At 72.8% G+C, this 26,692-nt stretch carries 20 protein-coding genes; 9 read left to right on the forward strand and 11 right to left on the reverse strand.

The window, feature by feature from the left end; translation table 11 throughout:
• Positions 1 to 6: 6 nt before the first annotated feature.
• Together ABD332_RS27815 and ABD332_RS27820 are read right to left on the reverse strand one after the other, a co-directional pair.
• A complete protein-coding gene (locus ABD332_RS27815) occupies positions 7 to 357 on the reverse strand; it encodes a DoxX family protein (protein WP_344505126.1) in 351 nt (116 codons plus the stop codon).
• Positions 358 to 429: 72 nt separating this feature from the next.
• Positions 430 to 1,149 (reverse strand): winged helix-turn-helix transcriptional regulator, encoded by a 720-nt coding sequence (locus ABD332_RS27820; RefSeq protein ID WP_344505127.1) that lies wholly within the window; start codon positions 1,147 to 1,149, stop codon positions 430 to 432.
• Positions 1,150 to 1,374: 225 nt separating this feature from the next.
• Between ABD332_RS27820 and ABD332_RS27825 the strand changes: the two genes are divergently transcribed.
• The 7 genes from ABD332_RS27825 (at position 1,375) to ABD332_RS27855 (ending at position 10,922) form a co-directional block, all read left to right on the forward strand.
• A complete protein-coding gene (locus ABD332_RS27825; RefSeq protein WP_344505128.1) occupies positions 1,375 to 1,980 on the forward strand; it encodes a VOC family protein in 606 nt (201 codons plus the stop codon).
• A gap of 162 nt (positions 1,981 to 2,142) precedes the next feature.
• Positions 2,143 to 5,721 carry an AfsR/SARP family transcriptional regulator gene (locus ABD332_RS27830; protein ID WP_344505129.1) on the forward strand — a complete coding sequence of 1,193 codons (3,579 nt, stop codon included), beginning with the start codon at positions 2,143 to 2,145 and terminating at the stop codon, positions 5,719 to 5,721.
• A 229-nt stretch (positions 5,722 to 5,950) separates the two neighbouring features.
• Complete coding sequence (locus ABD332_RS27835; RefSeq protein ID WP_344505130.1) at positions 5,951 to 6,466, forward strand: SMI1/KNR4 family protein; 516 nt, start codon at positions 5,951 to 5,953, stop codon at positions 6,464 to 6,466.
• Positions 6,467 to 6,873: 407 nt separating this feature from the next.
• Entirely contained in the window at positions 6,874 to 8,118 is a 1,245-nt protein-coding gene (locus ABD332_RS27840) for a hypothetical protein (protein WP_344505131.1), read from the forward strand.
• Positions 8,105 to 9,394: a phenylacetate--CoA ligase family protein gene (locus tag ABD332_RS27845; protein WP_344505132.1), complete on the forward strand. Its 1,290-nt coding sequence runs from the start codon at positions 8,105 to 8,107 to the stop codon at positions 9,392 to 9,394. Before ABD332_RS27840 ends, ABD332_RS27845 begins: the two co-directional genes overlap by 14 nt.
• A 50-nt stretch (positions 9,395 to 9,444) precedes the next feature.
• Entirely contained in the window at positions 9,445 to 10,032 is a 588-nt protein-coding gene (locus ABD332_RS27850) for an RNA polymerase sigma factor (protein ID WP_344505133.1), read from the forward strand.
• Positions 10,029 to 10,922 (forward strand): hypothetical protein, encoded by an 894-nt coding sequence (locus ABD332_RS27855; protein ID WP_344505134.1) that lies wholly within the window; start codon positions 10,029 to 10,031, stop codon positions 10,920 to 10,922. Before ABD332_RS27850 ends, ABD332_RS27855 begins: the two co-directional genes overlap by 4 nt.
• On the opposite strand, the gene ABD332_RS27860 is transcribed toward ABD332_RS27855, so the two are convergent.
• From ABD332_RS27860 to ABD332_RS27880, 5 genes are all read right to left on the reverse strand, one after another.
• Complete coding sequence (locus tag ABD332_RS27860) at positions 10,883 to 12,136, reverse strand: ATP-grasp domain-containing protein (RefSeq protein WP_344505135.1); 1,254 nt, start codon at positions 12,134 to 12,136, stop codon at positions 10,883 to 10,885. The genes ABD332_RS27855 and ABD332_RS27860 overlap by 40 nt on opposite strands.
• Positions 12,133 to 13,113 (reverse strand): glycosyltransferase family 2 protein, encoded by a 981-nt coding sequence (locus ABD332_RS27865; RefSeq protein WP_344505136.1) that lies wholly within the window; start codon positions 13,111 to 13,113, stop codon positions 12,133 to 12,135. Before ABD332_RS27865 ends, ABD332_RS27860 begins: the two co-directional genes overlap by 4 nt.
• A gap of 31 nt (positions 13,114 to 13,144) precedes the next feature.
• Entirely contained in the window at positions 13,145 to 14,161 is a 1,017-nt protein-coding gene (locus ABD332_RS27870) for an NAD-dependent epimerase/dehydratase family protein (RefSeq protein WP_344505137.1), read from the reverse strand.
• Positions 14,162 to 14,172: 11 nt separating this feature from the next.
• Complete coding sequence (locus ABD332_RS27875) at positions 14,173 to 14,853, reverse strand: hypothetical protein (protein ID WP_344505138.1); 681 nt, start codon at positions 14,851 to 14,853, stop codon at positions 14,173 to 14,175.
• A gap of 148 nt (positions 14,854 to 15,001) precedes the next feature.
• Positions 15,002 to 16,888, reverse strand: a complete 1,887-nt coding sequence (locus ABD332_RS27880) for a sensor histidine kinase (protein ID WP_344505139.1) — start codon at positions 16,886 to 16,888, stop codon at positions 15,002 to 15,004.
• Positions 16,889 to 16,996: 108 nt separating this feature from the next.
• Between ABD332_RS27880 and ABD332_RS27885 the strand changes: the two genes are divergently transcribed.
• Positions 16,997 to 18,664 carry a right-handed parallel beta-helix repeat-containing protein gene (locus tag ABD332_RS27885; RefSeq protein ID WP_344505140.1) on the forward strand — a complete coding sequence of 556 codons (1,668 nt, stop codon included), beginning with the start codon at positions 16,997 to 16,999 and terminating at the stop codon, positions 18,662 to 18,664.
• Here the strand turns inward: ABD332_RS27885 and ABD332_RS27890 are convergent.
• On the reverse strand, positions 18,661 to 19,149 hold the full coding sequence (locus ABD332_RS27890; RefSeq protein ID WP_344505141.1) for an LGFP repeat-containing protein: 489 nt from the start codon (positions 19,147 to 19,149) through the stop codon (positions 18,661 to 18,663). The two genes, ABD332_RS27885 and ABD332_RS27890, sit on opposite strands and share 4 nt — an antisense overlap.
• 47 nt (positions 19,150 to 19,196) lie before the next feature.
• Positions 19,197 to 20,423: an ROK family protein gene (locus ABD332_RS27895; RefSeq protein WP_344505142.1), complete on the reverse strand. Its 1,227-nt coding sequence runs from the start codon at positions 20,421 to 20,423 to the stop codon at positions 19,197 to 19,199.
• Positions 20,424 to 20,587: 164 nt separating this feature from the next.
• Between ABD332_RS27895 and ABD332_RS27900 the strand changes: the two genes are divergently transcribed.
• Positions 20,588 to 21,646: a hypothetical protein gene (locus tag ABD332_RS27900; protein WP_344505144.1), complete on the forward strand. Its 1,059-nt coding sequence runs from the start codon at positions 20,588 to 20,590 to the stop codon at positions 21,644 to 21,646.
• A gap of 27 nt (positions 21,647 to 21,673) precedes the next feature.
• Here ABD332_RS27900 and ABD332_RS27905 read toward each other — a convergent pair whose 3' ends face one another.
• A complete protein-coding gene (locus tag ABD332_RS27905) occupies positions 21,674 to 22,759 on the reverse strand; it encodes a CapA family protein (RefSeq protein ID WP_344505145.1) in 1,086 nt (361 codons plus the stop codon).
• A 34-nt stretch (positions 22,760 to 22,793) separates the two neighbouring features.
• Positions 22,794 to 26,630 carry an FxSxx-COOH system tetratricopeptide repeat protein gene (fxsT, locus tag ABD332_RS27910; RefSeq protein ID WP_344505146.1) on the reverse strand — a complete coding sequence of 1,279 codons (3,837 nt, stop codon included), beginning with the start codon at positions 26,628 to 26,630 and terminating at the stop codon, positions 22,794 to 22,796.
• Positions 26,631 to 26,692: the final 62 nt, after the last annotated feature.

The following is a 26,692-nucleotide window of genomic DNA, read 5'->3' on the forward strand; positions in this document are numbered from 1 at the left end:
CGCCGGTCACCAGTGGTAGGCCACGTTCACGACGAGCGTGGCCACCATCGTCACGAAGAACACCGCCCACCCGACGAGCTGCCGCGACCCGACCCGCAGGTGCGCGATCAGCGCCCCGGTGAAGTACAGCACCAGGCCGGCCGCGGCCAGGGTCCCGACGACCGGCACCGCGAACCCGGCGAGCAGCCCCAGCGAACCGGCGGCCAGGGTCGCTCCCAGCCGCGGCACCCAGGACTGCGGCAGGCGCTTCATCTCCGCCTGGGCCTTCGGGTAGTCGTGGCCGATGAGGTACGTGACGGCGGCGCTCCCGCTGAAGAACGCGGCGACGATCGTGAGCGTGACATAGGTTGCGAACATGCGCTGTCAGACGTGCCGCCCCATCGGAACGTGACACGCTCCGATGTGACCCGCCGCACAGCTCCTACCGGGTCACGCCCGCTGTAACACCGGCTCCGTCTGCTCGGCCAGCGGCTCGAGCTCGGGGCGGGGCGGCAGGACCAGGGTGTAGCCGACCTGGCGCACGGTGCCGATCATCGACTCGTACTCGCTGCCGAGCTTCGCCCGCAGGCGCCGCACGTGGACGTCGACGGTCCGGTGGCCGCCGAAATAGTCGAACCCCCAAACCTCCCGCAGCAACTGGTCACGGGTGTAGACCCGGCCGGGGTGCCGCGCCAGGAACCGCAGCAGCTCGAACTCTTTGTACGTGAGGTCCAGCGCCCGGCCCTTGAGCTTCGCCGCGTACGTGTCAGGGTCGATGTGCAGCGCACCCGCTGTGATCACGCTCGTGGCCGCCTTCGCCGCGACCGCCGCCGCCTGCGTCACGAGCCGCAGCCGCGCGTCGATCTCGGCCGGGCCCGCGCCGGCCAGCACCACGTCGTCGAAGCCCCAGTCGGCGGCTACGGCGACCAGCCCCGCCTCCTCGACCACCAAGACGACCGGCGTCCGCACCGCCGAACCGCGCACCGCCCGGCAGAAGGCCCGCGCCTCCGCCAGCTGCCGGCGCGCGTCGACCAGCACCACGTCCGGCTCGGTCCCGGTGAGGCACGCCTGCACGTCGTATCCCGCGACCCGCCGACCGTGCGTCAGCAGGTCCAACGCCGGCAACACCCGCCCCACCGGCTGCATACCCGTCACCACCAGGATCTCCACGCCATGCAGCGTCCCCCATCATTGTTTCGGGCCTGTCTCCGAACGCCCGACATGTCGCAGTACCGTTCCGGACTTCCGCCCTGCCGCGCGCCGCCGGTGTGCACGGGGGGCTGACCCGGGTGCCCGCCAGGGTCCTCCACCGGGGCGACCCCGGGCGCTTCCGCGCGACAGTCTTCAGCAGATGCCGCGGGGCATCGCGGGGGTACGGCAAGAAGGAGCGGACAGATGGTCGACTACAAGCTCGAAATCGTGGTGCTGCCGGTTTCGGACGTGGACCGGGCGAAGGAGTTCTACACGCGGATCGGGTTCCGGGAGGACGTCGACTTCAGCGGGCCCGAAGGGTTCCGGGTCGTGCACTTCACCCCGCCCGGCTCGGCGGCGTCGATCATCGTCGGGTCCGGCGTGACGGACGCGGCGCCCGGGTCGGCGAAGGGCGTGCACCTGGTCGTCGACGACATCGTGGCCGCGCACGACGACCTGGTGGCGCGCGGGGTCGCGGTGAGCGAGGTGTTCCACGACGCGGGTGGGGTGTTCCATCACGCGGGCACGACGGCCCGGGTCGCGGGACCGCATCCGCAGCGGCAGTCGTACGGCTCGTTCCTGTCCTTCGAGGACCCCGACGGCAACGCGTTCGTGCTGCAGGAGGTCACCTCCCGGCAGCCCGGTCGGGTCAGCCACGTCGTGTACGAGTCGGTCGCCGAGGTCGAGCAGGCGCTGCGGGACGCGGCCACCGCGCACGGCGTGTACGAGAAGGAGCTCGGTCACCACGACGACGACTGGCCGTCCTGGTACGCCGCCCACATGGCCCGCGCCGCGGGTCTCGACGCCTGACGGCAAACCGGGCGTTCGCCGCGCTCGTGGCCGGCGCCGGTTCGGCGGTGTGACCGCCGCCGCGCCGGCCGCGGCCGATTGAACCCCGTCGGCTTCTCGACACAGGGCTCCCGCAAGGCCGAGATGCACGTGCGTCATGGCAACGGGAGGTGAATGCGGGTGATGCGAATCCGGTTGCTGGGCGACGTCGGGGCGTGGACCGACGGCGAACGCGGCGAGGCCGTGGACGTCGACATCGGGCACGAGCGGCAGCGATGCGTGCTGGCGGCGCTGCTGGTCGAGCCCGGGCGCCCGGTCCCCGCCGACGTGCTGCTGGACCGGGCGTGGGGCGACCGGCTCCCCCGCCACCCGCGGGAGGCGCTGTACAGCTACGTGTCGCGGCTACGGCAGAGCCTGGCGCCCGGCGGGTGGACGGTCGTGCGCCGGCCGTCCGGGTACGTGGTGCAGATCGACCCGCTCGCCGTGGACCTGCACCAGTTCGACGATCTCGTCCGCCGCGCGGCCGGCACCGACGACGTCCCGGCGGCGACTTCGCTGCTCGACGAGGCGCTTCGCCTGTGGACCGGTGACGCCTTCGGCTGCCTCGACACCCCCTGGCTGAACTCGGTCCGCCGCGACCTCCACCGCCGCCGGCGGACCGCCGAACAGCGCCGGGACGATCTGGCGCTGCGGCTCGGACGGCACGCGTCGGTCGTCGACGGCCTGCTCGACCGCGCGGACGCCGACCCGCTCGACGAGGCGATCACGGCGTCGGCGATGCTGGCGCTGTACCGCTGCGGCCGCCGGGGCGAGGCACTCGGCCGCTACGATGCGCTGCGCCGGCAGCTGGCCGGCCAGCTCGGTATCGAGCCCGGCGAGCAGCTGCGCCGCCTGCACCGCCAGATCCTGCAAGCCGACCCCGCCCTGTCCCCACCGCTTTCCACCATTGCCATTACCAGCAATCCAGTAATCGGTAATGACCCGCAGACGCCCGCCGCCAACGGGATTGCCATAACCAGCAATCAGCAACCCACCGCTCACCTGCCGGTCAGGCGGAATTCCCGGAGCACTCCGCTCGCAACGGAGGCACCCGGCACCCCGACCATACAGGTGGACGAGCCCGGACCATGTATACCGGCGGCGGGGGCGGTCAACGACGCGGCGGACCGCCCGACCGCACAGGGTCTGATGGACGTGGACGGCAGCACCAGCCGGCAGGGCCCCCTGAGCGGGTCGGCCGCAGCAGGCGAATCGAGCGCAGCCCGCGGATCGAGCACAGCCCGCGGATCGAGCACAACCGGCGGTACGCGCACAGCCGACGGATCAAGCCCGGCCAACAGGACAAACGCAGGCGATGGATCAAGTGCAGCCGACAGGTCAAGCAGGGCCAACGGATCGAGCGCAGCCGACGGGACAAGTCGGTCAACCACAGCCGACGGATCAACCACCGCCAGCGGGTCTGCCACCGACGCCGGGCCGGGCGCAGCGAACCGGTCGACCGCAGGTGGTGGGTCGAGCGCGCCGGCAACGGTCGGGACGCACGGTGGGCGCGGGGCGTCGAGCACGCCCGCGGCGGTCGACCTGCACGAGGGGCGCGGGGCGTCGAGCACGCGGGTCGCGGTCAGCGTGCAGGACGGGCGCGGGATTCAGGTATTGCCGGCGGGGCTCGGGGTTGCGAGCGTGCCGGGGGTGCTGGGGTCGCCGGGGGTGTTCAGTGGGCGGCAGGCGCAGCTTGCGGAGCTGACGACGGCGTTGCGGGGCGCCACCCGAGGGGGTGACCTCGGTGAGGCCGGCGATGACGGTACCGACGCGGCGAACGCGACCAGGGGGATTGTCGTCATCGGCGGGGCCGGCGGGATCGGCAAGACGTGGTTGGCGTTGCGGTGGGCGCATGAGCACCGGCGGATGTTTCCCGACGGGCAGTTGTCCGTGAACCTGCGCGGGTTCGATCCGGCCGGGGAGCCGCTGTGCCCGTCGGTCGCGACCCGGATGTTCCTCACCGCGCTCGGGGTTGCCGCGGATGCGCTGCCGGCGGGGGCGGACGAGCAGGCGATGCTGTACCGGAGGCTGGTGGCGCACCGGCGGATGCTGGTGCTGCTGGACAACGCTCACGACAGCGCGCAGGTGGTGCCGCTGTTGCCGGGGACGCCGACGGTCGCGGTGCTGGTGACCAGCAGGCGGCGGCTGACCGGGCTCGTCGCCGCGCACGGCGCGCATCCCGTCACGCTCGAGTGCATGACCGATCCGGACGCGGCCGAACTCCTACGGGCGCGGCTCGGGGCGGCGCGCGCCGAGGCCGAGCCGGAGGCGGTCCGGGCGTTGCTGCCCCTGTGCGGCGGGCTGCCCCTGGCATTGGGAATTGTCGCGGCGCGGGCTGCCACCGACCCGCACTGCCGGCTCGCCACGCTCGTGAACGAGCTGCGGGCCCGGCGGACCCGGCTGGACGCGCTCGATGCCGGGGACCTTGCCGTCAGCCTGCGCGCGGCCATCGCCGGGTCGGTGCGGCACCTGTCGGCGGCGGCGGGCGCGCTGTTCGGGCGGCTGAGCCTCGCGCCCGGGCCCGACATCGGTGCGGGGGCGGCGGCCAGCATGAGTGGGTGCGGGCCGGAGGCGCTGCGGCCCGCGGTCCGGGAGCTGCTCGACGCGAACCTCCTCGCCGAGGAGACGCCCGGGCGGTTCCGGATGCATGATCTGGTCCGCCTGTACGGGATGGAGCTCGCCGCCGGGACCGACGGCGCGCGGCCGGCGGTGGAGCGGCTGCTCGACCACTACGTGCGGCAGGCGTGTGCGGCGGCGCTGCGGCTGGAGCCGTTGCGGGACCCGCTGCCCGGAGTCGGGGCGCAGGCGTGTCCGGACCGGCGGGCGGCGCTGGCGTGGTTCGCGGCGGAGGACCAGGTGCTGGCGTCCGCAATTCGGTACGCGGCCGGCGCCGGGTTCGACCGGCACGCGTGGCAGCTGGCGTGGGCCCTGGTGTACGTGCTCGACCAGCGCGGCGACTGGCACGCCCAGGCCGACGTGCACCGCACCGCGCTGCGGTCGGCGCAGCGGCTCGGCGACGACGCCGCGATCGCGCACTCGCTGCGGGGGCTGGCCCGGGCGTACACCTGGCTGCGCTGCTTCGACCAGGCGCGGGACCAGCTGCGGGCGGCGCTCGCGGCGTCGCGGCGGCTCGGGGACCTGGCCGGGCAGGGGTTCGCGTTCCGGGGGCTGGCACGGGTGTCGGCGTGGCAGGGCGAGCCGGGCCGGGCGCTGGCGGACGACCGGCGGGCCCTGGCGATGTTCGAGGCGGCCGGCCACGACCACGGGCGCGCGCAGACCCTCAACGCGCTCGGCTGGCACCTCGCACACCTCGGCGAGCACGAGCAGGCGCTCGCCTGCTGCGCCCAGGCGATCGAGCTGCACCGCCGGCTCGGCGACCGGCACGGCGAGGGCATCACGTGGGATACTCTGGCGTACTCCCGGCACCGCAGCGGCATGCCCGACGAGGCGGTCGGCTGCTACCGGCGCGCGGCGGCCCTGCTGCGTGAGCACGGCGACCGCTACCAAGAGGCGGTCGTGACGGGCCACCTGGGCGACACGTACGCCGCGCTCGGCCGGACCGCCGAGGCCCGCACCGCCTGGCTGCGCGCCGCCGCGCTGCTCGACGCGCTCGGCCACCCCGACGCACCGGTCGCCCGCGCGAAGACCGCGATTACCGGTAATGACAATCCCGAAATTGCCGAGGGCGGCAGGCACACGTCGAACACCGCGCACGCCGTATAGGCGGCCGATGGCTGTGAGGTCACGGGCGGCCCCGTCGGGACGGTCGTAGGCGCCCGCAGGTGCCGTCAGCGCCGCTGTGATGCTGCGACGCGTCGGCCGGAGGTGAACAGATGCGTGGCGATGCGTGTGACAGTGCACATTGGCCAACCCCGGCCCCACCTGGGCTGCTGCCGCGCATGAGCCGTCGACTGACTGACACCGGCGACGCGGAATCGTCGCGGATGAGATCATGATCGGCGTGGGGTCGTTCGAACAGGTCGCGGCTGGTTTCTGGCACCCGGACAGTGAGCGTCTCCGGCTGCCGCCGCTGACGGACGAACTGGTCGTCGCCGCGGAGCGACACCTCGATGTCACGTTGCCGCCTGATCTCCTGCGACTGCTTCGGCTCCAGAACGGCGGTGTGATCGCCGATTCGTGGGATGCATGCCCTGCCGAGACGAATTTCTATGCAGACGATCATGTCCCCTTTGAACGCCTGTATGGGATCGGCCTGGGCGGGCAAGCCGAGACCATGACGCTGCTCGACACCCCGTATCTGGTGCAGGAATGGGGGCTTCCGTCACCGGTCGTCCTGCTCAGCGGTGACGGGCACTGCTGGATCGCCCTCGATTACCGGAAGTGTGGACCGACAGGCAACCCCTCGGTTGTGTGGATCGACGACGAGATGAACCACGAACTCCTGCTCGCACCCGACTTTCGTGCGTTCGTCGAGCGTCTGACAGCGTCCGCCGCCTTCCCCGAGTGAGCCTGCGGCGGGTCCGGCCGAGGGCCGTGGGTCGAGCCGACTACAAGCGTGCAGCGACTGGTCTTCGAAGGAGACCGGTCAGAGCTCCAGGTACCCGAGTTCGTCGATGTAGAGGAGGTCGACGCGGCCGTAGCGGGCGATGGTCTGGGTGAGTTGCTGCCGCCGGCGGCCTCGACGAGCGCCGAGCGCAGCGCCTCCCGCACGGTGCGCCGATGCACACCATGCCGCTCAGCCAGCGCGCGGATCCGAGAGCGCTTCACGGCGCGCGTCGCGCCGGATCGCCTCGAACAGCTCCACCCGGGATCTCAACCAGCCCCCTAGCGACGAGCGGCGACGGGGCGAGCGCCGCGAGAGTGGACACCCGGCCCGCATAGACGGATGCCCATGGGGTGTGGAGACTGGACGGGATGGAGCGGATCGGGGTGCGGACCGTCGTCTCGTTGCTCGCGGGCCGTGGGGCGTACCGGGCCGCGCAGCTGGTGGCGACCGTCGCGCTGCTGCCGCTGTGGGGCACCGAGCGGTACGCGACCTACGCGGGTGCCGTCGCCATCTTCTCGTGGGTCGTCGCGTTGCTCGTCTCCGGGCCTGAGAAGACGGTCCTGAAGCTGCTGCCGCGGGCGCCGCGGACCGGCCCGCTCATCCTCCGTGCCGCCGCCGCGCTGCTGTGGGTGCTGCCGGTGCCGCCGCTCGTCGCGTTCGTGGTCGCCGCGCTCGTCGCGCCGGGCGGGCCGGTCGCGGTGTTTGTGGGTGTCGCGGCGCTGTGCACGATGACCGGGACGTTGCTGCTGCTGGTGGGGCTGCATCGGGCGGTGGGCCGGCCGTGGTACGACGCCCGGGCGTTCTTCCTGCTGACCGTCGTGCAGGGGGTGCTGCTCGGCCTGGTCGCGCTCGGGCTCGGGCCGCTCGGGTACGTCGCCACGCTCGTCGGCACCGAGACCGTGCTGTGCCTGCTGCTGCTGGTGCGGCTCGGCCGGCCGTCGCTCGCCATCAGGCACCGGCCGGCGTTCCTGCGGCGGATCTGGTGCACGGTGGCGCTGATGGGCGGCCCCGAGGTGTGCATGTACCTGTGCTCCGGCGTTCTGGTGGCGCTGCTGACGGTGTCGACGTGGAAGGAGCAGGTCGGGCCGCTCGTCGCCGTCGACGTCGTCTGGTCCGCCGGGATCAACTTCCTGCTGTACCTGCTGCGCGTCTACACCCCGTGGGCGTCGGTGCGGCTGCTCGGCGCCCGCGGTGCGGCGGGCAGGGACGCGGCCCGGCGGATCACGCGCTGGGTGATCGCCGCGGACCTCGCGTATGTCGCCGCCGCAGGTGTACTGGTGTCCGCCACCGACGCCCGCCAGGGTGTGGTGCTGTGGGCGGTGCTGTTCGCCGCCCGTACCCCGATGCTGGTGGCGACCATCTTCGCCGGCTACCTGGTGGAGAACTCCGACGCGCGGTCACCCCGGATCACCGGCCTGGCCGCCGCCATGGGCCTGGCCGCCGCGGCGGTCACCGGGCTCGTCGCCGTGCCGTACAGCGGCGGCGTCGGGCTGCTGATCGCGCTCGCCGCCGCGGAGATCGCGCAGGCCGCCACGCTCCACGTCCGGCTGGGGAAGCGCGCCCGGCCGGCCCGCCGCACCCCCGTCGAGGAGGACGTCCATGTTGCTGCGTGAGATGGCGTACGTGCCGGTGACGCTGCTGCGGCAGTACGGCACCCGGTCAGGGCTGCGGCGGTTCCAGCTGCGCCGGCTGAACCGGTTCCTCGCCCACGCGAACGCGCACGTGCCGTATTACCGTGGCAGGCTGCCGCAGGTTGCCGGTATCGAGGACCTGGCCCGGTTGCCGCTGCTGACCAAGGCGATCATGCGCGCCACGCCCAACCGGGAGTTCGTCGCGGACGGTGTCGACACGGGCGGATGCGTGGAGTTCTCCAGCAGCGGCACCACCGGGCACCGGGTCACCGGCTGGCACGACATGAACGCGCACGACTACCACATGGCCGCGTGCGTCCGCCGGTTCTTCGCGACCCGCCGCTACCTGCCCTGGGACCGGCTCGCGCACCTCAAGCCGTTCCCGATGCCGGGCCGCCTGGTGGAGAAGGTGGGCCTGTTCCGCCGGCACGTCATCCTGACCACGACACCCCCGGCCGACTGGGTCGCCGGGCTGCTGGCGTACCGACCGAAGGTGCTGATCGGCTACCCGGTGCACCTGCGCGAGCTGGTGCGGACGATGACCGAGGAGCAGCGGGCCGCGCTGCGCAAGGACCTGCGGCTGGTGCTGACGGAGTCGGAGCTGCTCGTGCCGGCGTGCCGGGCCATGCTGGAGGAGCGCCTCGGGGTGCCGGTCCGCGACGAGTACTCCGCGTACGAGACGCTGAACATCTCGTTCGAGTGCCACCGCGGCGGGGCGCACCTGGCCGAGGACCGCGTGCTCGTCGAGATCGTCGCCGAGGACGGGACCGTGCTGCCCGACGGCGAGGAGGGGCAGGTGGTGGTGACCGCGTTCGGCGAGCGCGCGATGCCGCTGGTCCGCTACGCGCTCGGCGACCTCGGCGCGATCCAGCCGGACCCGTGCGCGTGCGGCCGCCGGTTCCGCACCTTGAAGCTGACCAGCGGACGGATGAACGACGCCGTGGTCCTGCCGGACGGCCGGAAGGTCTTCGGCGACGTGTTCCTGGGGGTCGCGATGTACGAGCCGGGCGTCGCGGAGATGTTCGTGCGGCAGGACGCGGCCGGGACGATCCGCGTCCATGTGGTGCCGGACGGCACGCTGCCCGCCGAGACCGTCCTGGCCGGCACCGCGCGGACGTTGCGGGAACGGGCCGGCGGCGACCTGCCGCTGGAGATGCGGCTCAGCGACCGGATCCCCCTCACCGCCGGCGGCAAGGGCCAGCTCGTGCAGAGCGAGTACGCGCCCGCGGTCGCCGTCAACCGGTCGGCCGCGGCCTGACGGAGCAGCGGCAGGGGAACCGGCACGGGCACTCCGGGCAGAAACAGGGCATGAACGCACTGACGACCGGGGCGCGTGACGTCTCGCCACCGGATGTGGCGGCCTTGTTCGACGCATACAGCGAGCGTGTCTACCGGTACTGCGCCCACCGCGTCGGCCCGGTCGCCGCCGAGGACCTCGTCGCCGAGGTGTTCCTGGTCGCGCACCGGCACCGGGACCGCATCGCCGGGCCCGGCGAGCCCCTCGCGTGGCTGTACGGCATCGCGACCAACCTGCTGCGCCGGCACCGGCGGGACGAGGTGCGGGCCTACCGGGCCCTGGCCAGGGTCGGTGTCGACCCGTTCGGCGGTGTGACGGGGGTGGTCGACTCGCACGACACCCGCAGCGCGGAACGGGTCGACGCGACCAGGACCGGCCGCCGGCTCGCCGGCGCTCTCGCCGCGCTGCCGCGCCGGCAGCGTGACGTCCTGCTGCTGTTCGCGATCGCCGAGCTGTCCTATGCCGAGATCGCCGTGGCGCTCGACATCCCGATCGGCTCGGTGCGGTCCGCGCTCAGCAGGGCCCGGGCGAGCGTCCGCGCCGCGATCGACCTACCGCCTGACTCCGACTCCGACGCTGACTCTGGGAGCACACCGTGAACGACGTTCGCGACATCGATGAGATCCGCGCGCTCCGGGCCCGGTTCGACCAGCCGGCCAACCTTGCCCGCGCCCGGGCGCGGGTGCTCGCGGGCACCGGCGAAAGGACAGCGCGACGCTCACCGGCGAGGTCGTGGGTGCCCGCCCTCGCCGGCGTCGTCGTGGTGGGCCTGGTCGTCGCCGTCGCGCTCGTCGCCCGCGGCACCGACACGGCTCCGCTGCGGCCCGGAGGCGCGGGCACGCCGAGCCTGCCGGCCTCAGCCGAGGAGTGGGCGCGCCCGGTCGATGCGCTGGTCCGGCTGGCGTTGGCCGGCCCGGCGGCGGCCGAGGTCCATGCGGGGCAGCACATCAGGTCGGAGGTGCGGCTGTTCGACAACGGGATCCGCCGGACCGAGACGTCGCTGTACGAACCCGAGGGGCTGATCCTGACCACCACCGCCGCCGAGTACGTGCAGCAGCAACGGACCACGTTCGCCAAGGACGGCCCGTCGCTGCGCCAGCCGACACCCGAGTACCTGGCGGGCCTGGCCGCCGACCCCGGCAGGCTGCGCACGATGCTGCTCGACGCGCCGTGCCCGCCCAGTGGCTGCACCGACGAGGTGCGGGCCTGGTTCGCCTGGAACCTGGTGAGCGACCTCGCCCGCACCGCCGACGTGATCACCCCGCCGGCGCTGCGGTCGGCGCTGCTGCGCATCCTGACCGGCCTGCCGGGCGTCACCCTCGGCCGGGAGACCATCGACGACGTCGGGCACAGCGCCCTCTCCATCACCGTCAAGGGCGACCAGACGCACCGGCTGATCCTCGACGAGCACGTCCGGATCGCCGGCGCGATGACCGTGGCCGGCAGCTCCTACTCGCTGTCGCTGTGGACGACCACGCTCGTCGACTGACCCAGCCGGCCGACCGGGACCCTCGCCGTGAACTCCAGCCGGAGCACGGCGAGGGCCGCGTCCAGGCGGACCTGGGCGGTGGCCGGGTCGGGGCCGGTGACGACGAGGTAGCCGATCTTGTTCGCCGCCTGGTCGAACGGGTGGACGGTCGCGCCCGGCTCCGCGTACACCTCGCAGCACACGACACCGGGCAGCTGCCGGGCCTCCGTGACGCCGCCGACCGCGGTGAGGATCGCGTCGCCGGGCAGCGGCGAGGCCAGCACGTGGATGATGCCCGCGTGCTCCTGGGTCGGGGTGAGGTCGAACGGCTCGCCGAGGACCATCGAGACCAGGGCGGCGACGGTGTCCACGCCGTACATGTGCCGCATCAGCAACGGGAAGGCGTTGCCGCACAGGCGGGCGTTGGCTTCCAGGACGGCGAACGAGCCGTCGGCGCGGAGGATGACGTCGAAGTTGGCGGGGCCGTCGAACAGGTCGATCGCGCGGCACAGCCGGCCGGCCGCGGTGACGAGCCGGCCGCGGACGGCGAGACCGATGGTGGCGGGCGCGGCGTGCCCGCCGATGACGAAGCGCGGGCCGGGCACCATCCGCTTCTCGGTGATGCCGGCGAACGCGACCCGTCCGGCCCGCATGAACACGTCGACGGTGAGGTTGCGGCCCGACACGAACTCCTCGACGAGCAGCGGCCCGCCGGGTGCGGTGAAGCGGGCGGCGTAGTCGAACGCGCCGGGCAGCTCCGAAGCGTGCGAGACGAGGGTGATGCCCTTGCTGCCGGAGGTGTCCGGTGGCTTGACGACGACGGGGAAGCCGATGTCGTGCGCGGCGGCGGTCAGGACGGCCCGGTCGGCGCTGCGCCGCCAGTGGTAGCCGGGGACGCCGGTCGCCCGCACGACGTCGTGGAAGGCGGCCTTGTCCAGCGACGCGCGGGCCGCGGCGGCCGGGAACCGGAACGGCAGGCGGTAGCGGTGGCTGAGCTCGTGCCAGGTCCACAGGCCGGCCTCGCTGGCCGCGGCGACCACGGCGGTCGGGCGGCGCCCGTCGAGCGCGGCGACGATCCCCTCGTGGTCCTTGATGCTGACCGGCAGCCACACGTCGGCGTACGGGTACGCGGGCCGGTCGGTGCGCATGTCGACGCCGATGGTGGGGATGCCGCGGCGGCGGGCCTCGAGGTAGACGGGCAGCTGGTCCTCGCTCGCCCCCAGAATGAGCATCATCGCGCGGCCTCCGTCTCAGCGAGACGGCCGGAGACGGCTGACCCCGGGGGTGCCGCGTACAGCATGTCCCCCGGCTCGATGGGAATGTTGGCCTCCCGCACGTAGTACAGCCTGGGCCGCACCGAGCCGCGCACGAGACGGTGCACATAGGCGGCGAGGATCCCGACGGCGGCGAGCAGCACCACCTCCCCGGCCACCACGCCCGGCCGTCCCGCGGCGATCACGACCGGCACCGCGCAGGCGACCGCCGCGTACAGCCACACCAGGGGCCGCAGCGAGAAGCCGAATAACAGCTCGGCGCTGTGCGAGAACAGCCGCCACACCGCCCACCGCGACCCGCCGTCCTGCCGCTGCCGGTGCGCGACGTCGACGGTCGCCCAGCGGGCCCCGAGCAGCGGCATCGTCGCGACGAAGTACGGGGTGGCCAGGCGCATGTCGACGGCGCGGCGGGCGACGGCGGCGCGCACGACCCGGAACACCGACGAGCCGTAGACGAGGTCGACGCCGAAGAGCCGCTGCGCGAGGCGCTGCTGCGCCGCGGATCCGAGGCGGCGGAAGAGCGGGTCGTGCCGCTCGCGGCGGATCCCGTACACCACGTCGTAGCCTTCGAGTGCCTTCGCGATGAGCTTCGGCGCCTCGGCCGGCGGTGACTGCAGGTCGGCGTCGAGCTGCACGACCCATTCGCCGCCGGCGTAGCGGAACCCGGCGCCGTGCGCGGCCTCGAGGCCGAAGTTGCGGGAGAACGACACGTACCGCACCCTCGGGTCCCGGGCGGCGAGGGCCTTCACCTTGGCGAGGGTGCCGTCGGTGGAGCCGTCGTCGACGAACAGGATCTCCAGCCCCGGGTAGCCGGACAGCTCGGCGTCGATGGTCGCGTGGACCTCGTCGACCTGCCCCTCCTCGTTGAAGCACGGGATGAACGCGGTCAGCGAAGCGGGCGCCGGCTCGCCGGACCGTTGCCGTGGGATCTCACGCATGCGACCTCCCCGTACACCTCGGACAATGACCTCAGTCGCGCAGCACGGCCCGCCATGACGGTGGCAGGTTACGCCGCACCTCGATCGCGTCGAACACCGACGGCTCGCGCGGCCCCTGCCCGCGCACCCAGGCCGCCATGGCCGCGAGTCCGGCCTCGAGGGGCACCTCGCCCTCATCCAGGCCGAAGCACTTGCGCACCTTGGTGTGGTCGGCGTACGCGTGCCGGACCTCGTTGCGGGCGGGCAGGTGCGTGACCCGCAGCGGCACGTCCATCGCGGCGGCGGTCGCGCGGGCGAGCGCGTTGAGCGAGTAGACGCTGTCGCCGCCGATGTTGAACGTCTCGTTGTAGGCGGCCGGGGTGGTCACGGACCGGGCGACGACCGGTGCGACGTCGCTGATGTGGGTGAAGGCGCGGACCTGCTCGCCGTCGCCGAACACGGTGAACGGCTCACCCCGCAGCGCCTGGTTCATGAAGATGCCGATGACGTTGCGGTACCGGTCGCCGATGTTCTGGTATTCGCCGTAGACGTTGTGCGGCCGGAAGATGACGTACGGCAGCCCGAACATGTCGTGGGTGACCCGCAGCTCCTGCTCGACGGCGAGCTTCGCGATGCCGTACGGGTCCTCCGGCGCCGGCACCAGCTCCTCGCTCATCGGCACCTGGTTGCTGCCGTAGACGGCGATCGACGAGGTGAACACGAAGCAGCGGACGGTGCCCGCGTTGACGGCGGCGTTGATGAGGGTGACGCTGCCGAGCACGTTGTTGGTGTAGTTGAACCGTTTGATGAAGTGGCTGAGCCCTTCGGCGGCGTACGCGGCGAAGTGGAACACGTAGTCGAACCCGAACTCGGCGAAGAGCGCGTCGACGACGGCCGGGTCGCAGACGCTGCCGCGCCGGAAGACGGCGCCGTCGGGGACGTTGTACGGCGATCCGCCGCTGAGGTCGTCGAGGACGACGACGCGGTGGCCGCCGGCGAGCAGGCAACGGGCCACGTTCGCGCCGATGAACCCGGCGCCCCCGGTGACCAGCGACGTCGGTGTCGGCATGGCCCGTCTCCTCACACGCTGGTGGACTGCGTCGCTGCCGGCGCCTGCGCGTCACCTTTCGCCCGGCCGAGGCGGAACCACCGGTCGGGCGCGGCCAGCACGAGGATGACGAGGACGACGTGGACGGCGATGAAGGCGTACGCCTCGTACTTGGTCGGCGGGTGGCCGAGGAACACCGTCATGTGCGACGCCCAGGTCCACACGTCGGGGATGGTCGCCCACTGCGGGTCGGTGTGGTCGTTGACCGTGAGGAACGCCAGGTCCTCCAGACCGGAGACCATGATGAGCAGCATCGCGTAGGCGATCCGGCGGGCGTTGCCGGGTGTGCCGCCGCCGAGCCGGTACGCGAGGGTGAGCGACATGATGACGATCGGCGTCAGCACGAGAATGTGGTAATAGACGGTCGGGAAATCGTCCAGGTAGAAGAAGATCTTCGGCACGAAGTAGAGGAAGAACACGCAGAACGCGGCCGGGACCAGGATCCGCACCAGGTGCAGCCGCCGGGCCAGCTCGACGTCGAGGCGGGCGATCGCCTCCGCGGCGAAGACGAACGGCAGCAGCTTGAACAGGAAGATCGCGAGGGACTTGACCTCGCGGTCGTGCGGCAGGACGAACCACACCACGGCGGCGCAGGCGACGGCGAGCGCCACCAGGACGAGAAACGCCGCGTTACGGCGGAGGACCTGACTCATCGGCAGTTGCTCCCCGATCGGGTGAGGGACGCGTGGCCCGAACAGCCCGAAGCATACGTGAGCGTCATTGCCGTCACGGAGATGATATTGACACGCGGCAATGATCGAGGGAGCGGGAAAGGGGTGCACGAAATGGGTTAAGGAGCATTCAGGTGTGCAAAAGCGGCAGCTGTACCCGCAAATGGGTGCCGCGGCCCGCGGGGCTGTCGACCCGGATCGTGCCGCCGAGCGCCTCGACGCGGTCGGCGAGCCCGACGAGCCCCGATCCGCGGCCCGGGTCGGCGCCGCCGACGCCGTCGTCGCGGACCGACACGTCGAGCCGGCCGTCCCGCACCGCCCCGCGCACCTCGATGCGGGTGGCGCACGCGTACTTCGCGGCGTTGGCGAGGGCCTCGGCGACCACGTAGTACGCGGCGACCTCGACCGGTCCGGGCAGCCGGTCCGCCAGGTCGAGGTCGACGTCCACATCGACCGCGGACCGCCGGGCGAGCGCCTTCAACGCCGGCTTCAGGCCGCCCTCGGTCAGGATCGCCGGGTGCACGCCCCGCGAGATCTCCCGCACGTCGTCGACGGTCCCGTTGATCCCGTCCACCACCTCCGACAGCTCCGCGCGCAGCTCGGGCTGCCGCGCCGACACGGTGTGCTGGATCCGGCGGACGTCGAGGCCGAGTGACAGCAGCCGCTGCTGGACGCCGTCGTGCAGGTCGCGTTCGATGCGCCGGCGGGCCTCGTCGGTGGCGAGCACCACCCGGGTCCGCGACGCGGCGAGGTCGTCGTGGGCCTGGGCGTTGGCGACGGCGGTGCCGATGAGGTCGGTGGCCGCCGTGAGGCGTTCCTCGGCGTCCGGCGGCATCGGCTGGTCCCCCATCGCGAACACCGTCACCGCGCCCCAGAGGCGGCCGGCCACGCTGATCGGGGCGCTGACGGACGCGTGCGCGCCGAGCTCCCGCGCGTGGATGGCGACCAGCGCTGTCGCCCCGTCGAAGCTGCCCATCCGGGCGGTCTGCCCGGTGCGTTGGACGATGCCGGTGGCGGTGTCATCGCCCAGGGACACGCGCGCGCCGACCGGCATCTCCGGGTCCGGAGCCCCCCAGGCCGCGACGACGGTCGCGGTGCCGTCGGCCTCGAACCGCACGATCCGCGCCGCGCCCGTGCCGACGAGCCGCCCCAGCTCCTCGACGACCGCCGCCAGCACCTCGCCCGGGGTGCCGCCGTGGGCGACGAGGGTGGCGACCCGCCGCAGCGCCGACTGCGTCCCGACGCTGTGCTGCAGTGCCTCGGCCATCACGTTGAACGACCGCTCCAGCCGGCCGATCTCCGCCTTGCCCGTCTCTGGCATGCGGGTGCCCAGGGCGCCGCCGGCGAGCCGGTCGGCCATCGCGGCGGCCCGGCGGATCGGCTGCACCAGCAGGCGGGTCTGGTAGCCGCCGACGAGCGCGATGGCGAGCGCCGACCCGGCGATGCCCGCGATGATCGCGATCATCTCCCGGTTGGCCGTCGCGGCGGTCTCCGTGTCGCGGGCCTGGATGACGTCCCGCTCCGTCTCCCGCAGCACGCTGAGGTCGGTGTGGAGCTGGTCGATGCGGCGGTCCCCTTCCAGCAGCACCGATGCCGACTTGGCGCCGGCGTCGCCGCGCTGCGCCGCCTCCACCGCGGGCCGCGAGACCTCGTCGGCGAACGCCGTGCTGGTCTGCGCGATCTGCCGCGTCTGCTGCCGCTGGGTGTCGGTGGTGGCGAGGGCCTCGAGGTGCTGGTTCGACTCGACCAGGGCGGTGTGCGCCGTCTGCCACCTGGCGAGGAACTCCTTGTCGCCGGACAGCGCGTAGGACTCCTGGGCCGCGCGGAGCTCGATGGTGTGCCGGTTGACCTGGTCGGCGGCGGCGAACAGCTCGTGCGAGCGCTGGGACAGCCGGGCCGTCTCCCGGTTCTCGCTGATCGACACCAGCAGCGTCGCGAACGCCCCGCCGACGAACACCACCAGCACGCAGGTCGCCAGCACCATCCGGCGGATGAGCCCACCCTTCGCCCCACTCATGCCCACTCCCGCCCGCTGCGATGCCCTCACTCCATGCCCGCTGCGGTGCCGCTCACGCCTGGGCGGGCTGACCACGTTTGCGCACGGTCAGGTGGGTAGGCGACCGCGGTGACTCGGATCGCCGAACCACTCGTCGCCGACGCCAGGACGCACGGGCTCGCCGGGGACGGGACCACCGACGACCGGCCGGCGCTCGCCGCGCTCGTCGAGAGCCTCGGCGCCGCCTACGCCGCGGACGGCCAGCCCCGCACCATCGTCTGCCCGGCTGGGGCGTACGCCATCCACGACGAAGGCATCAGGTGGCGCAGCGGCGTGTCGCTCATCGGTGCGGGGCCGGGCGCCACCCGGTTCCTGCTGGCCAACCCGTCCCGGCCGACGGGGCCGACCCCGCTCGCCGTCTTCACCACCCGGGAGCACGGCGCGGGCCGCGACAACCACCTCGCCGACTGCACCTTCGCGCACTTCGAGATCGACGGCTCGGGCGTCACCCTGCCCGCCTACGACGTGGCGGCCAAGGGGTTGTTCCTGCAGTACGTCCTGCGGGGCCGATTCCACGACCTGTACATCCACGACACCGGCGCGACCGGGTTCGGCTGCGACTTCCTGCAGGACACCGTCGTGGACGCCGTCCGCGCCGTGCGCTGCGGCCGGCTGAACAACGGCGAGGAGGAGGGCGGCGCCGGCATCGGCATCGGGATCGGCGGCTGGGGCGACACCGAGCGGCTCGCCGTCACCGCGTGCACGACCGTCGGCAACGGCACCAGCGGCATCTTCTTCGAGCTGCAGAAGTGGCACTGGACCCCGCCGCGTGGCATCCGCGTCGTCGGCTGCCACGCGGAAGGCAACCGCTTCGGCATCTCCGACTGGGGCGCCGACGGGCTCGTCGTGTCGGCGTGCACGATGACCGCCAACCATCAGGCGGGCTTCGACGTCTCGGCGCTCGGCACGTCGTCCGTCGCCGGACGCGGCGGCATCGCCACCGGCTGCGTCATCGACGGCAACGTGTGGGACGGCGTCGCGATCGGCAACACGCCCGGCCCGTACACCGTGGAAGGCAACCGCATCAGTCGCAACGGCCGCTACGGGTACTGGCAGCACAACCTCGGACCGTCGGTCCGCGGCGTCCCGCCCCTGCCCGGCGACGCCGACCACTCGTGCGCGGACATCACCGTCACCGGCAACGACATCTGGGGCAACGCCCTCGACGGCGTGTTCGTCGACTCCCCCGTCGTGGACGCCTGCATCGCCGGGAACCGGGTCCGCGGCAACGGCCGCCAGGTGTCGCCCGCGTCCACCGGTGGCGGTGCGTCCGTCGTGTACGAGCGGCTGTCGGTGCGCGACGCGTCGGCCGGCTGGGTGCCGGACGGGCAGGCCGGCAAGATGGTCGCCGCGGGCTCGCAGCGGGCCGTGGTCGTGGCCAACACCGCGACCGAGCTCGTCCTCGCGCCGGTCCGCCCCGGCGCGGCCACCGCCTGGCCGGAGGCCACGCCGCGGCAAGGCACCGCGTACCGGCTGCCGGACGCGCCACCGGCGCGGGCCGGCATCACCCTCGGGGCCCGCACCGACACGCCAACGATCCGGGACAACCGGGTGTGGGACCGTGGCGGACACCGGACCCAGACGCACGGCCTGCGCACCACCGCCCACGGCACCTGCATGTCACCCCGCGTCCACGACAACGACCTCGAGGGCAACACCGTCGCCGCGACCGCCTTCACGACCCCGCCCGCGGGTGGCGTCTGGTACCGCAACCTCGGCCTCGACCCGACTCCCTAAGGCCGAACCCACGCCTCGGCCACACCGCCGCGGATCGTCACCACCCCGTGCTCGAAGTGCTGCACCCCGTCGTCGACGTCGTGCAGCATCGGCCGCTCGGCGGCGACCGGGAAGCCGAGCTTCCGGGCCAGTCCGGCATCGCCTGCCAGCAGGTCCGCCACGACCCTCGACACCGCGACGGCGCCGTGGGCGCTCTTCCAGTAGATCGCCCCGCCCTCGAACGTGGCGTAGCAGCACCACTCCTCTCCCGGCTCCGCCCGGGCGTCGATCTCAAGGGACGTCGGGAGGCCCAGCCAGCCCGTCGTGCCGTGCATCCGCTCGTACAACGCCCCGATCGCGGCGCCGGCGGCGTGCTGCTCGCGGACGCGTTCGGCGGACAGCGCCTCCGGCGTCGCCGCGTCGATGTGCCGGTCGTGCCACCAGAAGTCCCACTGGACGTCGTGATCGCCGTTCTGGACGCCCTGAGCACCGGGGAGGCCCGTCATCCGGACATTGTGACAGCCGGCGATGCCGCGATCGACCGGCGTTCTGCTCAAGTGGGGACTTCGATCATCCGCTCGATGACGGCGCCGGCACCGCCGCGGGCGGCGGCGGTGAAGCCGAGGTCGGACGCGACGAAGTGGCAGCGGGCGGCCGGGGAGGCCATGGCGAGGCGGGTGAGCTGCGCCTGCGCGGCGGGGATCAGGTGGTCGGCCAGGTCGGCGAAGTAGCCGCCGAGCACGACCACCCGCGGGTTGAACAGGTTGACCAGGATCGCGCCGCCGTGGCCGAGCCAGCGGCCGATCCCGGCGACCGCCTCCAGGGCCGCCTGGTCGCGGGCGTCGAGCCGGCGGCGCACCTCGGCGATGCGTTCGCGGGGGTCGGGGACGGGGCCGTCGCCGAGGCCGTACGCGAACTCGGGCGTGATCCGGCGGACCAGCTCGGCGAGGCCGACCTTGGTCTCCCAGCAGCCGGTCCGGCCGCAGCCGCACGGGTCGCCGACGGGCTCGACGGGCAGGTGGCCGATCTCGCCGGAGAACCCGTCGGCGCCGCGCAGCAGCCGGCCGTCGACGATCGCCCCGCCGCCGACGCCGACCGAGCCGGTCAGGTAGACGAGGTCGGCGGTGCCGGCGGCGACACCCCACGTGTACTCGGCCAGGGCCGCCAGGTTCGCGTCGTTGTCCACCCCCACCTGCAGCGCGGGGTCGAGGCCGGCGGCGAGACGGGACACGACGGGCACGTCGTGCCAGCCGAGGTTCGGCGCCACGACCACCACGCCGCGCGCGACGTCGACCAGGCCGGGGACCGCGACGGTCAGGCCGACCGGGGTCACGCCGTGGTCGGCGAGCTCGGCGAGGGTACGGTCGGCGGCCGCCGCCAGGTCGTCCAGGCACCCCTCGACGTCGCGGCGCCGCGCGTCGAACCCGACCCGCCGCTCGACGACGGTCCGGCCGGTGAGGTCGCAGGCGTGGACCGCCAGGTAGTCGACGTTGATCTCGATGCCGACCGCGCCCAACTCCGGTGACAGCGCCACCGCCCGGCCCGGACGGCCGGCGGTGCCGGAGCGTTCGAGCCCGGTCTCGCGCACCAGCCGCCGGCTGAGCAGCTCCTCCACGAGGCTCGACACGGTCGTCTTGTGCAGCCCGGTGGCCGCGGCGATCGCCGCGCGCGACCTCGGCCCGTTGGCGCGGATGTGGCGCAGCGTCCGGCTCAGGTTGGCGCGGCGCACCGCCAGCTGGTCCGTCGTCTCATGCGCCGGCCCCACGCCACCAAGGTCCATGGCCACCATCGTGCCTCCACGGGCCGCGACCCGGCTCCTCGGGTCGGGCCGGAGCCGCCGGAACGGCACTGTCGGTATAGCGTCTGATCACTCCCAGGATATTGATAGATGTGATTGCGTTCGCGGTGTCCTGTCCACTCCTTTCCGCCAGGAGGAGGGTCAACATGCGCAGGAAGCTTCCCGCCCTGCTCATCGCCCTGGTCACCACGCTCGCCGCCGTCTTCGGCGCCGTCTCGCCCGCCGCCGCGGCGCTGCCCGACGCGGTCGGGTTCGTGCTGTGGAACGGCGCCGCCACGGTCCCGTCGGGCACGTGGCCGGCGGCGACCAGCGTCTCCCCCGGTCCGGTCGGCATCTACACGATCAAGTTCCCCGGTCAGGCCGCCAAGGGCGGCGTCGTGCACGTCACCGCGATCAACTCCGGGCCGCGCTTCTGCCAGGCGGTCAAGTGGGGCCCGTCCGGCACCGACGAGATCGTCGTCGTGCAGTGCTCCCAGCCCGGCGGTGCGCTCGTGGCGACGGCCTTCACCGCCCTGTTCGACAGCAGCTCCGCCCCCATCAGCAGTGCGATCAACGGCCGGTTCGGCTACGTGGACTGGAACGACGCGACCGGGACCATGGTCGACCAGTTCAACTCCTCCGGCGCCGTCAACGGCGTCACCCCGCTCGGCGGCGGCGTCTACGAGGTCAAGCTGCCCGGCCTCAGCACCGCCGGCCCGATCGACGGCAGCCTCCAGGTGACGGCCGTCAACAGCACCCCGGCGCGGTGCAAGGTGCGCAACTGGACGTCGAGCCCCGCCGGCCAGGTCGCGTACGTCGCCTGCTTCACGTCGACCGGCGCGCCGTTCAAGACCCGGTTCACGCTGTCCTACCAGTACAACCAGTCGCTGTGGGGTGCGGGCTGGCCGCCGCGCTACTTCGGCTACCTGTGGTTCCGCCCGCCGGTCGGCCCGCCGTCGACGAACTTCAACTCGCAGGCCGGCTTCGGCGTCAACACGCTCATGGGCGCCGGCGTCGGGCTGTCGCTCGTCACGTTCCCGCGGCTGGTCGGGCTGCCCGACACCGTCCAGGTGACCGCGTCCGGCGGCACGTCGGAGTTCTGCAACCTGCTCGCGCCGTGGGTCCACAGCGCCACGGACACGATCGTGCGCGACGTCGCCTGCTACGACAGCGGCGGCGCCCGGGTGAACACCGGCTTCCTCGTCAGCGCGAACGCGGCGGTCTGAAACCCTGGTGCCCGCCCCGGCCGTCGTTCAGGCCGCGGGCGGGGCGGGCACCAGCCCGGTGCAGCGCCGCAGGTCGGTGAAGCGCTTGGTCGCGGCGGCGGCCGATGTACCGGTGAGCGCCTTCGGCTGGCCGGTGCCGGACACGACCGCCGGGACCAGCTCCGCCCCGACCACGTCCCGGCCGCGCACCCGCACCTTCAGCACCCCGGTGTCGGCGGACCCCACGTACCAGACGAAGTTGCCGAGCCCGTAGGCGACGTAGGTCCGCCCGAGCCACCCGTCGCCCTGCAGCACGTGCGCGTGCGCCCCGATGATCATGTCGGCGCCGGCCTCGGCGAGCGCGGCTGCGAAGGTCTTCTGGTTGTCGTTCGGGCACGACTCGCGCTCCGTGCCCCAGTGGTTGAACACGACCACGACGTCGGCCCGCTCGCGCGCGGCCTTCACCGCGGCGACGGCCCGCGGCACGTCCCACGCGACGGCGATCCCGGGCGTCGCGGGCCCGGCCTTCCAGCTCTCCGCGAGGGTGTGGATCTGGCTGAAGCCGACGATCGCCACCCGCACCCCGCGCGCGGTCAGGATGAGCGGCGCGTAGGCCTCGTCGATCGTCCGCCCGCCCCCGAACACCGGCATGCCCTTCGCGGCCGCACCGTCCAGCGTGTCGGCGAACCCGACCCTGCCGTAGTCGAGCGCGTGGTTGTTCGCGATCGAGACGGCGTCGATCCCGGCTGCCTTGACCGCGTCGTACGCCGTGACGGGCGCCCTGAAGTGGAACTCCTTCGGCTCCGGCGTCCCCCGCGTGGTGACCGCCGTCTCCAGGTTGACCACGGCGAGGTCGGCCGCCGACAGCACCTCGGCCATCGGCCCGACCGCGGTCGCCGGGTCCTTCAACAGCCCGGCGGTCCGCTCGGTGAAGTGCACATCCCCACCGAACGCGAGCGTCAGCTCCACCGGCACCGACGGCGACGCGGGCCCCGACGGCGACGCTGGCCCCACCGACGGACCGGTCGACGGACCGGCCGACGGCGACATGGGCGCCGGCGGCGGTTCCGCACCGCACCCGGCGAGCAAGGCCGACCCCGCGAGCACCGCCGCCACCACTGCCACCGCCTTCACGGCGCTCAGCGTACGAGCCCGGCGCCCGTCCGGCCTAGAACGGGTGCGGGTCCAGGAGGCGGTGCAGGAGCCTGCCCTCCTGCACCGCCTTCACTACTGGGTGCCGGTCGCCGAGAGCCGCATCGAGGTCGGCGAGGACCTGCGGGTCGACGCCCGTGGGTGAGTCCGTGAGGGAGGCGTTGGCGCGGGCCCGCAGGGCGTCGGGGTGCCTGACGCCGAGCGCGTCGGCGGTCAGGTCGGCAACCCGAAGCGCGAGGGCAACCGCCTCCTCGACGCGGCCGTTCTCATACAGGATCACCGCCAGGTTCATCTGGGCGGCGAGCAGGAACGGGTGCCGGTCGTGCAGCGCGGCGGTGAGCCCTTCGCAGGCCGCCTCGGCGGCGACCAGCGCGGCGTCGAGGTTGCCGAGCGCCCGCTCGATCGCCGAGAGGTTGTTCTCGCACACGAGCGTGTGCGGGTGCTGAGGGCCGAGCAAGCTGGCGTACGCCGCGCGGACCGCGTCGGTCTCCCACCGCGCCTCCGCAGTCTTCTGCAGCGACAGCAGGTTCGTGGCACGGCTCAGCCGGCAGGCGAGGGTGTCGGGGTTGTCGGCGCCGAACTGGCGGTCCAGGGTCCGGTAACAGTCGTCCAGGATCGGCTGGGCCTCGTGGGCGCGGCCGGCGCTGCGGATGGACACCGCGAGGTTGACCCGGGCGCTGAGCGTCCAGACCGCCTCGTCGCCGCGGAGCTCCCCGAATCCGGCGACGACCTCCAGCAGCAGGCCGATCGACCGGTCGTAGTCGCCGAGCTCGCGCAGGTCCCGGGCGAGCGAGCCCTGCGAGAAGAGGTGGAAGAACGTCCGGCGGCCGAGGACGACCTCGCCGAGCTGCACGACCTGCTCGTCCTGCTCGCAGGCCAGGGCGAAGTGGCCGGCCAGGCGCAGCGACGAGGCGAGGTTGTGCTGCGCCGCGAGCGTCCTGGGGTAGTACTCACCGTACTCCTGGGACCAGGCCGCGTACGTGGTGCGGTCGCGCTCCAGCGCCTGCCCGTAGTAGCCCAGCGCGCGCAGATCGGCGCCGAGACCACCGGCCGTCATGAGCGTGTCGAACGCCGTGTCGCCGAGCAGCTCGGTCTGCTGCCGCAGCGTCTCGGTGTCCAAGTCGCGGGCTTCCAGCACCCGGCCGAGGTCGCGCAGCGCGTTGGCGTGGTTGAACTGCGCGCGCAGCAGCGGCACGAGCAGCCGCTCCCGCTCCGCCGCGTCGGTCAGCGTCGCAAGCCGCTCCCGCCAGGCCTGCTCGATCCGCACGGCGAGGTCGTGGCTCTGCATGAACGAGCCGCGGACCCACACGTAGCGGATGCGGTCGACGATCAACTCCAGCACGGCCGGGTCGTCGGACACGAGGGCCATGTCGAACAGCGACCTGACCGGGGACTCGGGCCCGGCCTCGACCTCCAGGTGCGGCCAGAGCATCCGGTACCGGTCCCAGGTGCTGGCGTTGTCCACGTCGTCCTCGGGGCGCACCTTGGCGAACACCTGCAGGATGTCGCGCTGGGTCGACTCGATCTCCTCCCGCGGCATCCGGGCACGCACGACGTTCTGCAGGATCCGGTGCACCTGGACGCGGCGGGCGCTGCTGTCGAGTTTGAGCAGTGCCAGCCGGTTGAGCTGCTGGATGAGTTTGGCGGCGCTGGGGCGCCGGGGCAGGGTCGCGTCCGTGCGCCGCAGCAGGTCCAGCATCGAGTTGTTGTTCAGCAGGTCCAGCGCGATGGCTGGGGCGAGCAGCGAGCAGACCTCCAGTAGCCGGTAGGCGCCCGGCGACTCGGCCTGGAGCCGGTTGAGCGACAGCTCCCACACCGCGTTGACGGCGGCGTCGGTCTCACCGGCGGCGATCTGCCCCCGGTACTGCGCCGGAGTCGTGCCGCTGGTGGCGAGCAGCGCGCCACCGACAGCGACGGCGATGGGCAGATCGCCGAGCAGCTCCGCGATCTGGGCCGCCTCGTCGACGGAGATGTCCTTCACCCGGCGGCGCAGGTGCGCGACGCTCTCCTGACGGGTGAACACCTCGACCGGGAGGGTCTCGGCGCTGTCGCCCCACGTCTGGTTGCGGGTGGTGGCAATGACGTGGCCGTGGCCGCCGGACGGCAGGAAGCTCTCGATGTCGGCGAGCTCGTCGACGTTGTCGAACACGATCAGCCAGCGGGCGTAGTCGGTGGTGCGGCTCAGCGCCTGCAGGACGGCGCGGATGCTCAGCGGCACGTTCTGCAGGCGGGGCAGGCCCATGCGCTCGCCGAGGTCGGCGAAGGCGCTGTCGATGAGGATCTTCGGCTCGGCGTTGATCCAGTAGACGAGGTCATAGGCGGCGCCGAAGCGGTGCACGTACTCCAGCGCCACCTGGGTCTTGCCGACGCCGCCGAGCCCGTACAGCACGGCGACGGCCGGGTTGCCGGGGCGGGCCTGACGCAGCGCCGCGCGCAGGCCGCTGAGCGTCAGGTCCCGGCCGGTGAACTGCACGTTGGCGACCGGCGCATTGGTGACGTCCGGACCCCTGCCGGGATAGCGCCCGGCGTCGGCGTCCGGCGCGGGCCGGCCGAGCAGGCCGGTGACCTTCTCGACCGCGTCCCTGGCCGACAGCCCGCTGAGGAACACCGAGGTGTCCGCGGCGAGCTCCGGCAGCGGCGTGGTCTCGTCGACGTAGACCGCCAGCGAGCCCTCCGGCAGCGGCAGGCCCGCCTCGAGATAGGACGACGACACGATCACCATGGACCGCGGCGGCCGGGTCGACCGCTGCGCCTGCGCGGGGTCGAGCACGGTGACGCCGCTCGCGGCGAGCAGCCGCTCGATCCACTCGTGCCACACCTGATCCCGCGGGGCGTGCCGCAGCACGATCTCGGCGGTCCACACGGCCCGCTTGCGCTGGAACCGGTCCCGCCACTGCGTCCGCAGTGTCTCGTCGAGCCGCGGCATGGAGGTGACCTCGCCGTCGGTCACCTCGGCGGTGATGTTCTCGTAGGCGGTGAGCAGCGACGTCTTCGCCCCGCGCTGGTCGCCGAAGGTGGCGAGTGTCTCCTCGTAGGCGTACCAGGCCAGGTAGGGCACCTCGACGTCGAACCAGTAGCGGTCGCGGTCCGCGTCGCTGAGCCCGCTGGGGAGGCCGGCGAAGCGCAGCCTCGCGTGCGAGCGCCCGGTTTCGGCCTTGTCCTTCTCGGCGAGGTCGACCCGCATCGGCACCGGCAGCACCCGGATCTTGCGGTTGTGGTACTGCTGGCTGACCGCCTGGGCGACCGACGCGGCACCGTCGATGCCCTGCTCGCTGAGCGTGAAGCAGTCGACGAGGATGTCGGGCAGGTGGATGGTGCAGATGTCGGCGACGTCGCTCAGGCCGGTGCGGCCGTCGATCAGCGTGTAGTCGTAGTTGCGCTTCATGTCCGCGCGCAGCGCGTCGAAGAACTTGCCGCCGTCGAGGTTGTCGTAGAAGGCGTCCCAGTCCAGCGCGCCGACGGTCGGCTTGTAGTCCTGGTTCTGCCGGCCGGCGGACAGGAAGTCGATGCTGCCGCCCTCGGCGAAGTCGTACTCGATCGAGAACGCGAACCTCTGGGTGTTGGCGAAGTGCGCCTCCCAGCCCGCCGGCAACTCCCGCGGCTGCTGGGCGTTGATGGCCCTGTTCTCGACCTCGCGGATCATGTCGATCACACCGGCACGCTGCCGGACCGCGGCCTCGTCCAGGAACGGGTTGAAGAACCGGTGCAGGCCAGGCGACTCCAGGTCCCAGTCCGCCACCAGCACACGCTTGCCCCGCTCGGCGAGGATCCACGCGACATTGGCCACCGCCATGGTCCGGCCGGTGCCGCCTTTGAACGAGTAGAAGGTGATCACCTGACCGTTGCGATCCATCATCGACTCGCTCTCAGAAGGTGGGGTCGGACGACTGCTCGCCGGTGGTCAGGCGCAACCGC

It is taken from the genome of Dactylosporangium maewongense (assembly GCF_039531485.1).
In the GTDB taxonomy this organism is placed as follows: Bacteria; Actinomycetota; Actinomycetes; order Mycobacteriales; family Micromonosporaceae; genus Dactylosporangium; species Dactylosporangium maewongense.

Bases quoted from the DNA above. Each gene is read 5' to 3' on its own strand.
- ABD332_RS27845 (WP_344505132.1), top strand. From the start codon at position 8,105: ATGTTGCTGCGTGAGATGGCGTACGTGCCGGTGACGCTGCTGCGGCAG.
- ABD332_RS27825 (WP_344505128.1), top strand. From the start codon at position 1,375: ATGGTCGACTACAAGCTCGAAATCGTGGTGCTGCCGGTTTCGGACGTG.
- ABD332_RS27900 (WP_344505144.1), top strand. From the start codon at position 20,588: ATGCGCAGGAAGCTTCCCGCCCTGCTCATCGCCCTGGTCACCACGCTC.
- ABD332_RS27830 (WP_344505129.1), top strand. From the start codon at position 2,143: ATGCGAATCCGGTTGCTGGGCGACGTCGGGGCGTGGACCGACGGCGAA.
- ABD332_RS27860 (WP_344505135.1), bottom strand. From the start codon at position 12,136: ATGATGCTCATTCTGGGGGCGAGCGAGGACCAGCTGCCCGTCTACCTC.
- ABD332_RS27890 (WP_344505141.1), bottom strand. From the start codon at position 19,149: ATGACGGGCCTCCCCGGTGCTCAGGGCGTCCAGAACGGCGATCACGAC.
- ABD332_RS27870 (WP_344505137.1), bottom strand. From the start codon at position 14,161: ATGCCGACACCGACGTCGCTGGTCACCGGGGGCGCCGGGTTCATCGGC.
- ABD332_RS27880 (WP_344505139.1), bottom strand. From the start codon at position 16,888: ATGAGTGGGGCGAAGGGTGGGCTCATCCGCCGGATGGTGCTGGCGACC.
- fxsT (WP_344505146.1), bottom strand. From the start codon at position 26,630: ATGGATCGCAACGGTCAGGTGATCACCTTCTACTCGTTCAAAGGCGGC.
- ABD332_RS27815 (WP_344505126.1), bottom strand. From the start codon at position 357: ATGTTCGCAACCTATGTCACGCTCACGATCGTCGCCGCGTTCTTCAGC.
- ABD332_RS27840 (WP_344505131.1), top strand. From the start codon at position 6,874: ATGGAGCGGATCGGGGTGCGGACCGTCGTCTCGTTGCTCGCGGGCCGT.
- ABD332_RS27865 (WP_344505136.1), bottom strand. From the start codon at position 13,113: ATGCGTGAGATCCCACGGCAACGGTCCGGCGAGCCGGCGCCCGCTTCG.
- ABD332_RS27850 (WP_344505133.1), top strand. From the start codon at position 9,445: ATGAACGCACTGACGACCGGGGCGCGTGACGTCTCGCCACCGGATGTG.
- ABD332_RS27875 (WP_344505138.1), bottom strand. From the start codon at position 14,853: ATGAGTCAGGTCCTCCGCCGTAACGCGGCGTTTCTCGTCCTGGTGGCG.
- ABD332_RS27895 (WP_344505142.1), bottom strand. From the start codon at position 20,423: ATGGACCTTGGTGGCGTGGGGCCGGCGCATGAGACGACGGACCAGCTG.
- ABD332_RS27835 (WP_344505130.1), top strand. From the start codon at position 5,951: ATGATCGGCGTGGGGTCGTTCGAACAGGTCGCGGCTGGTTTCTGGCAC.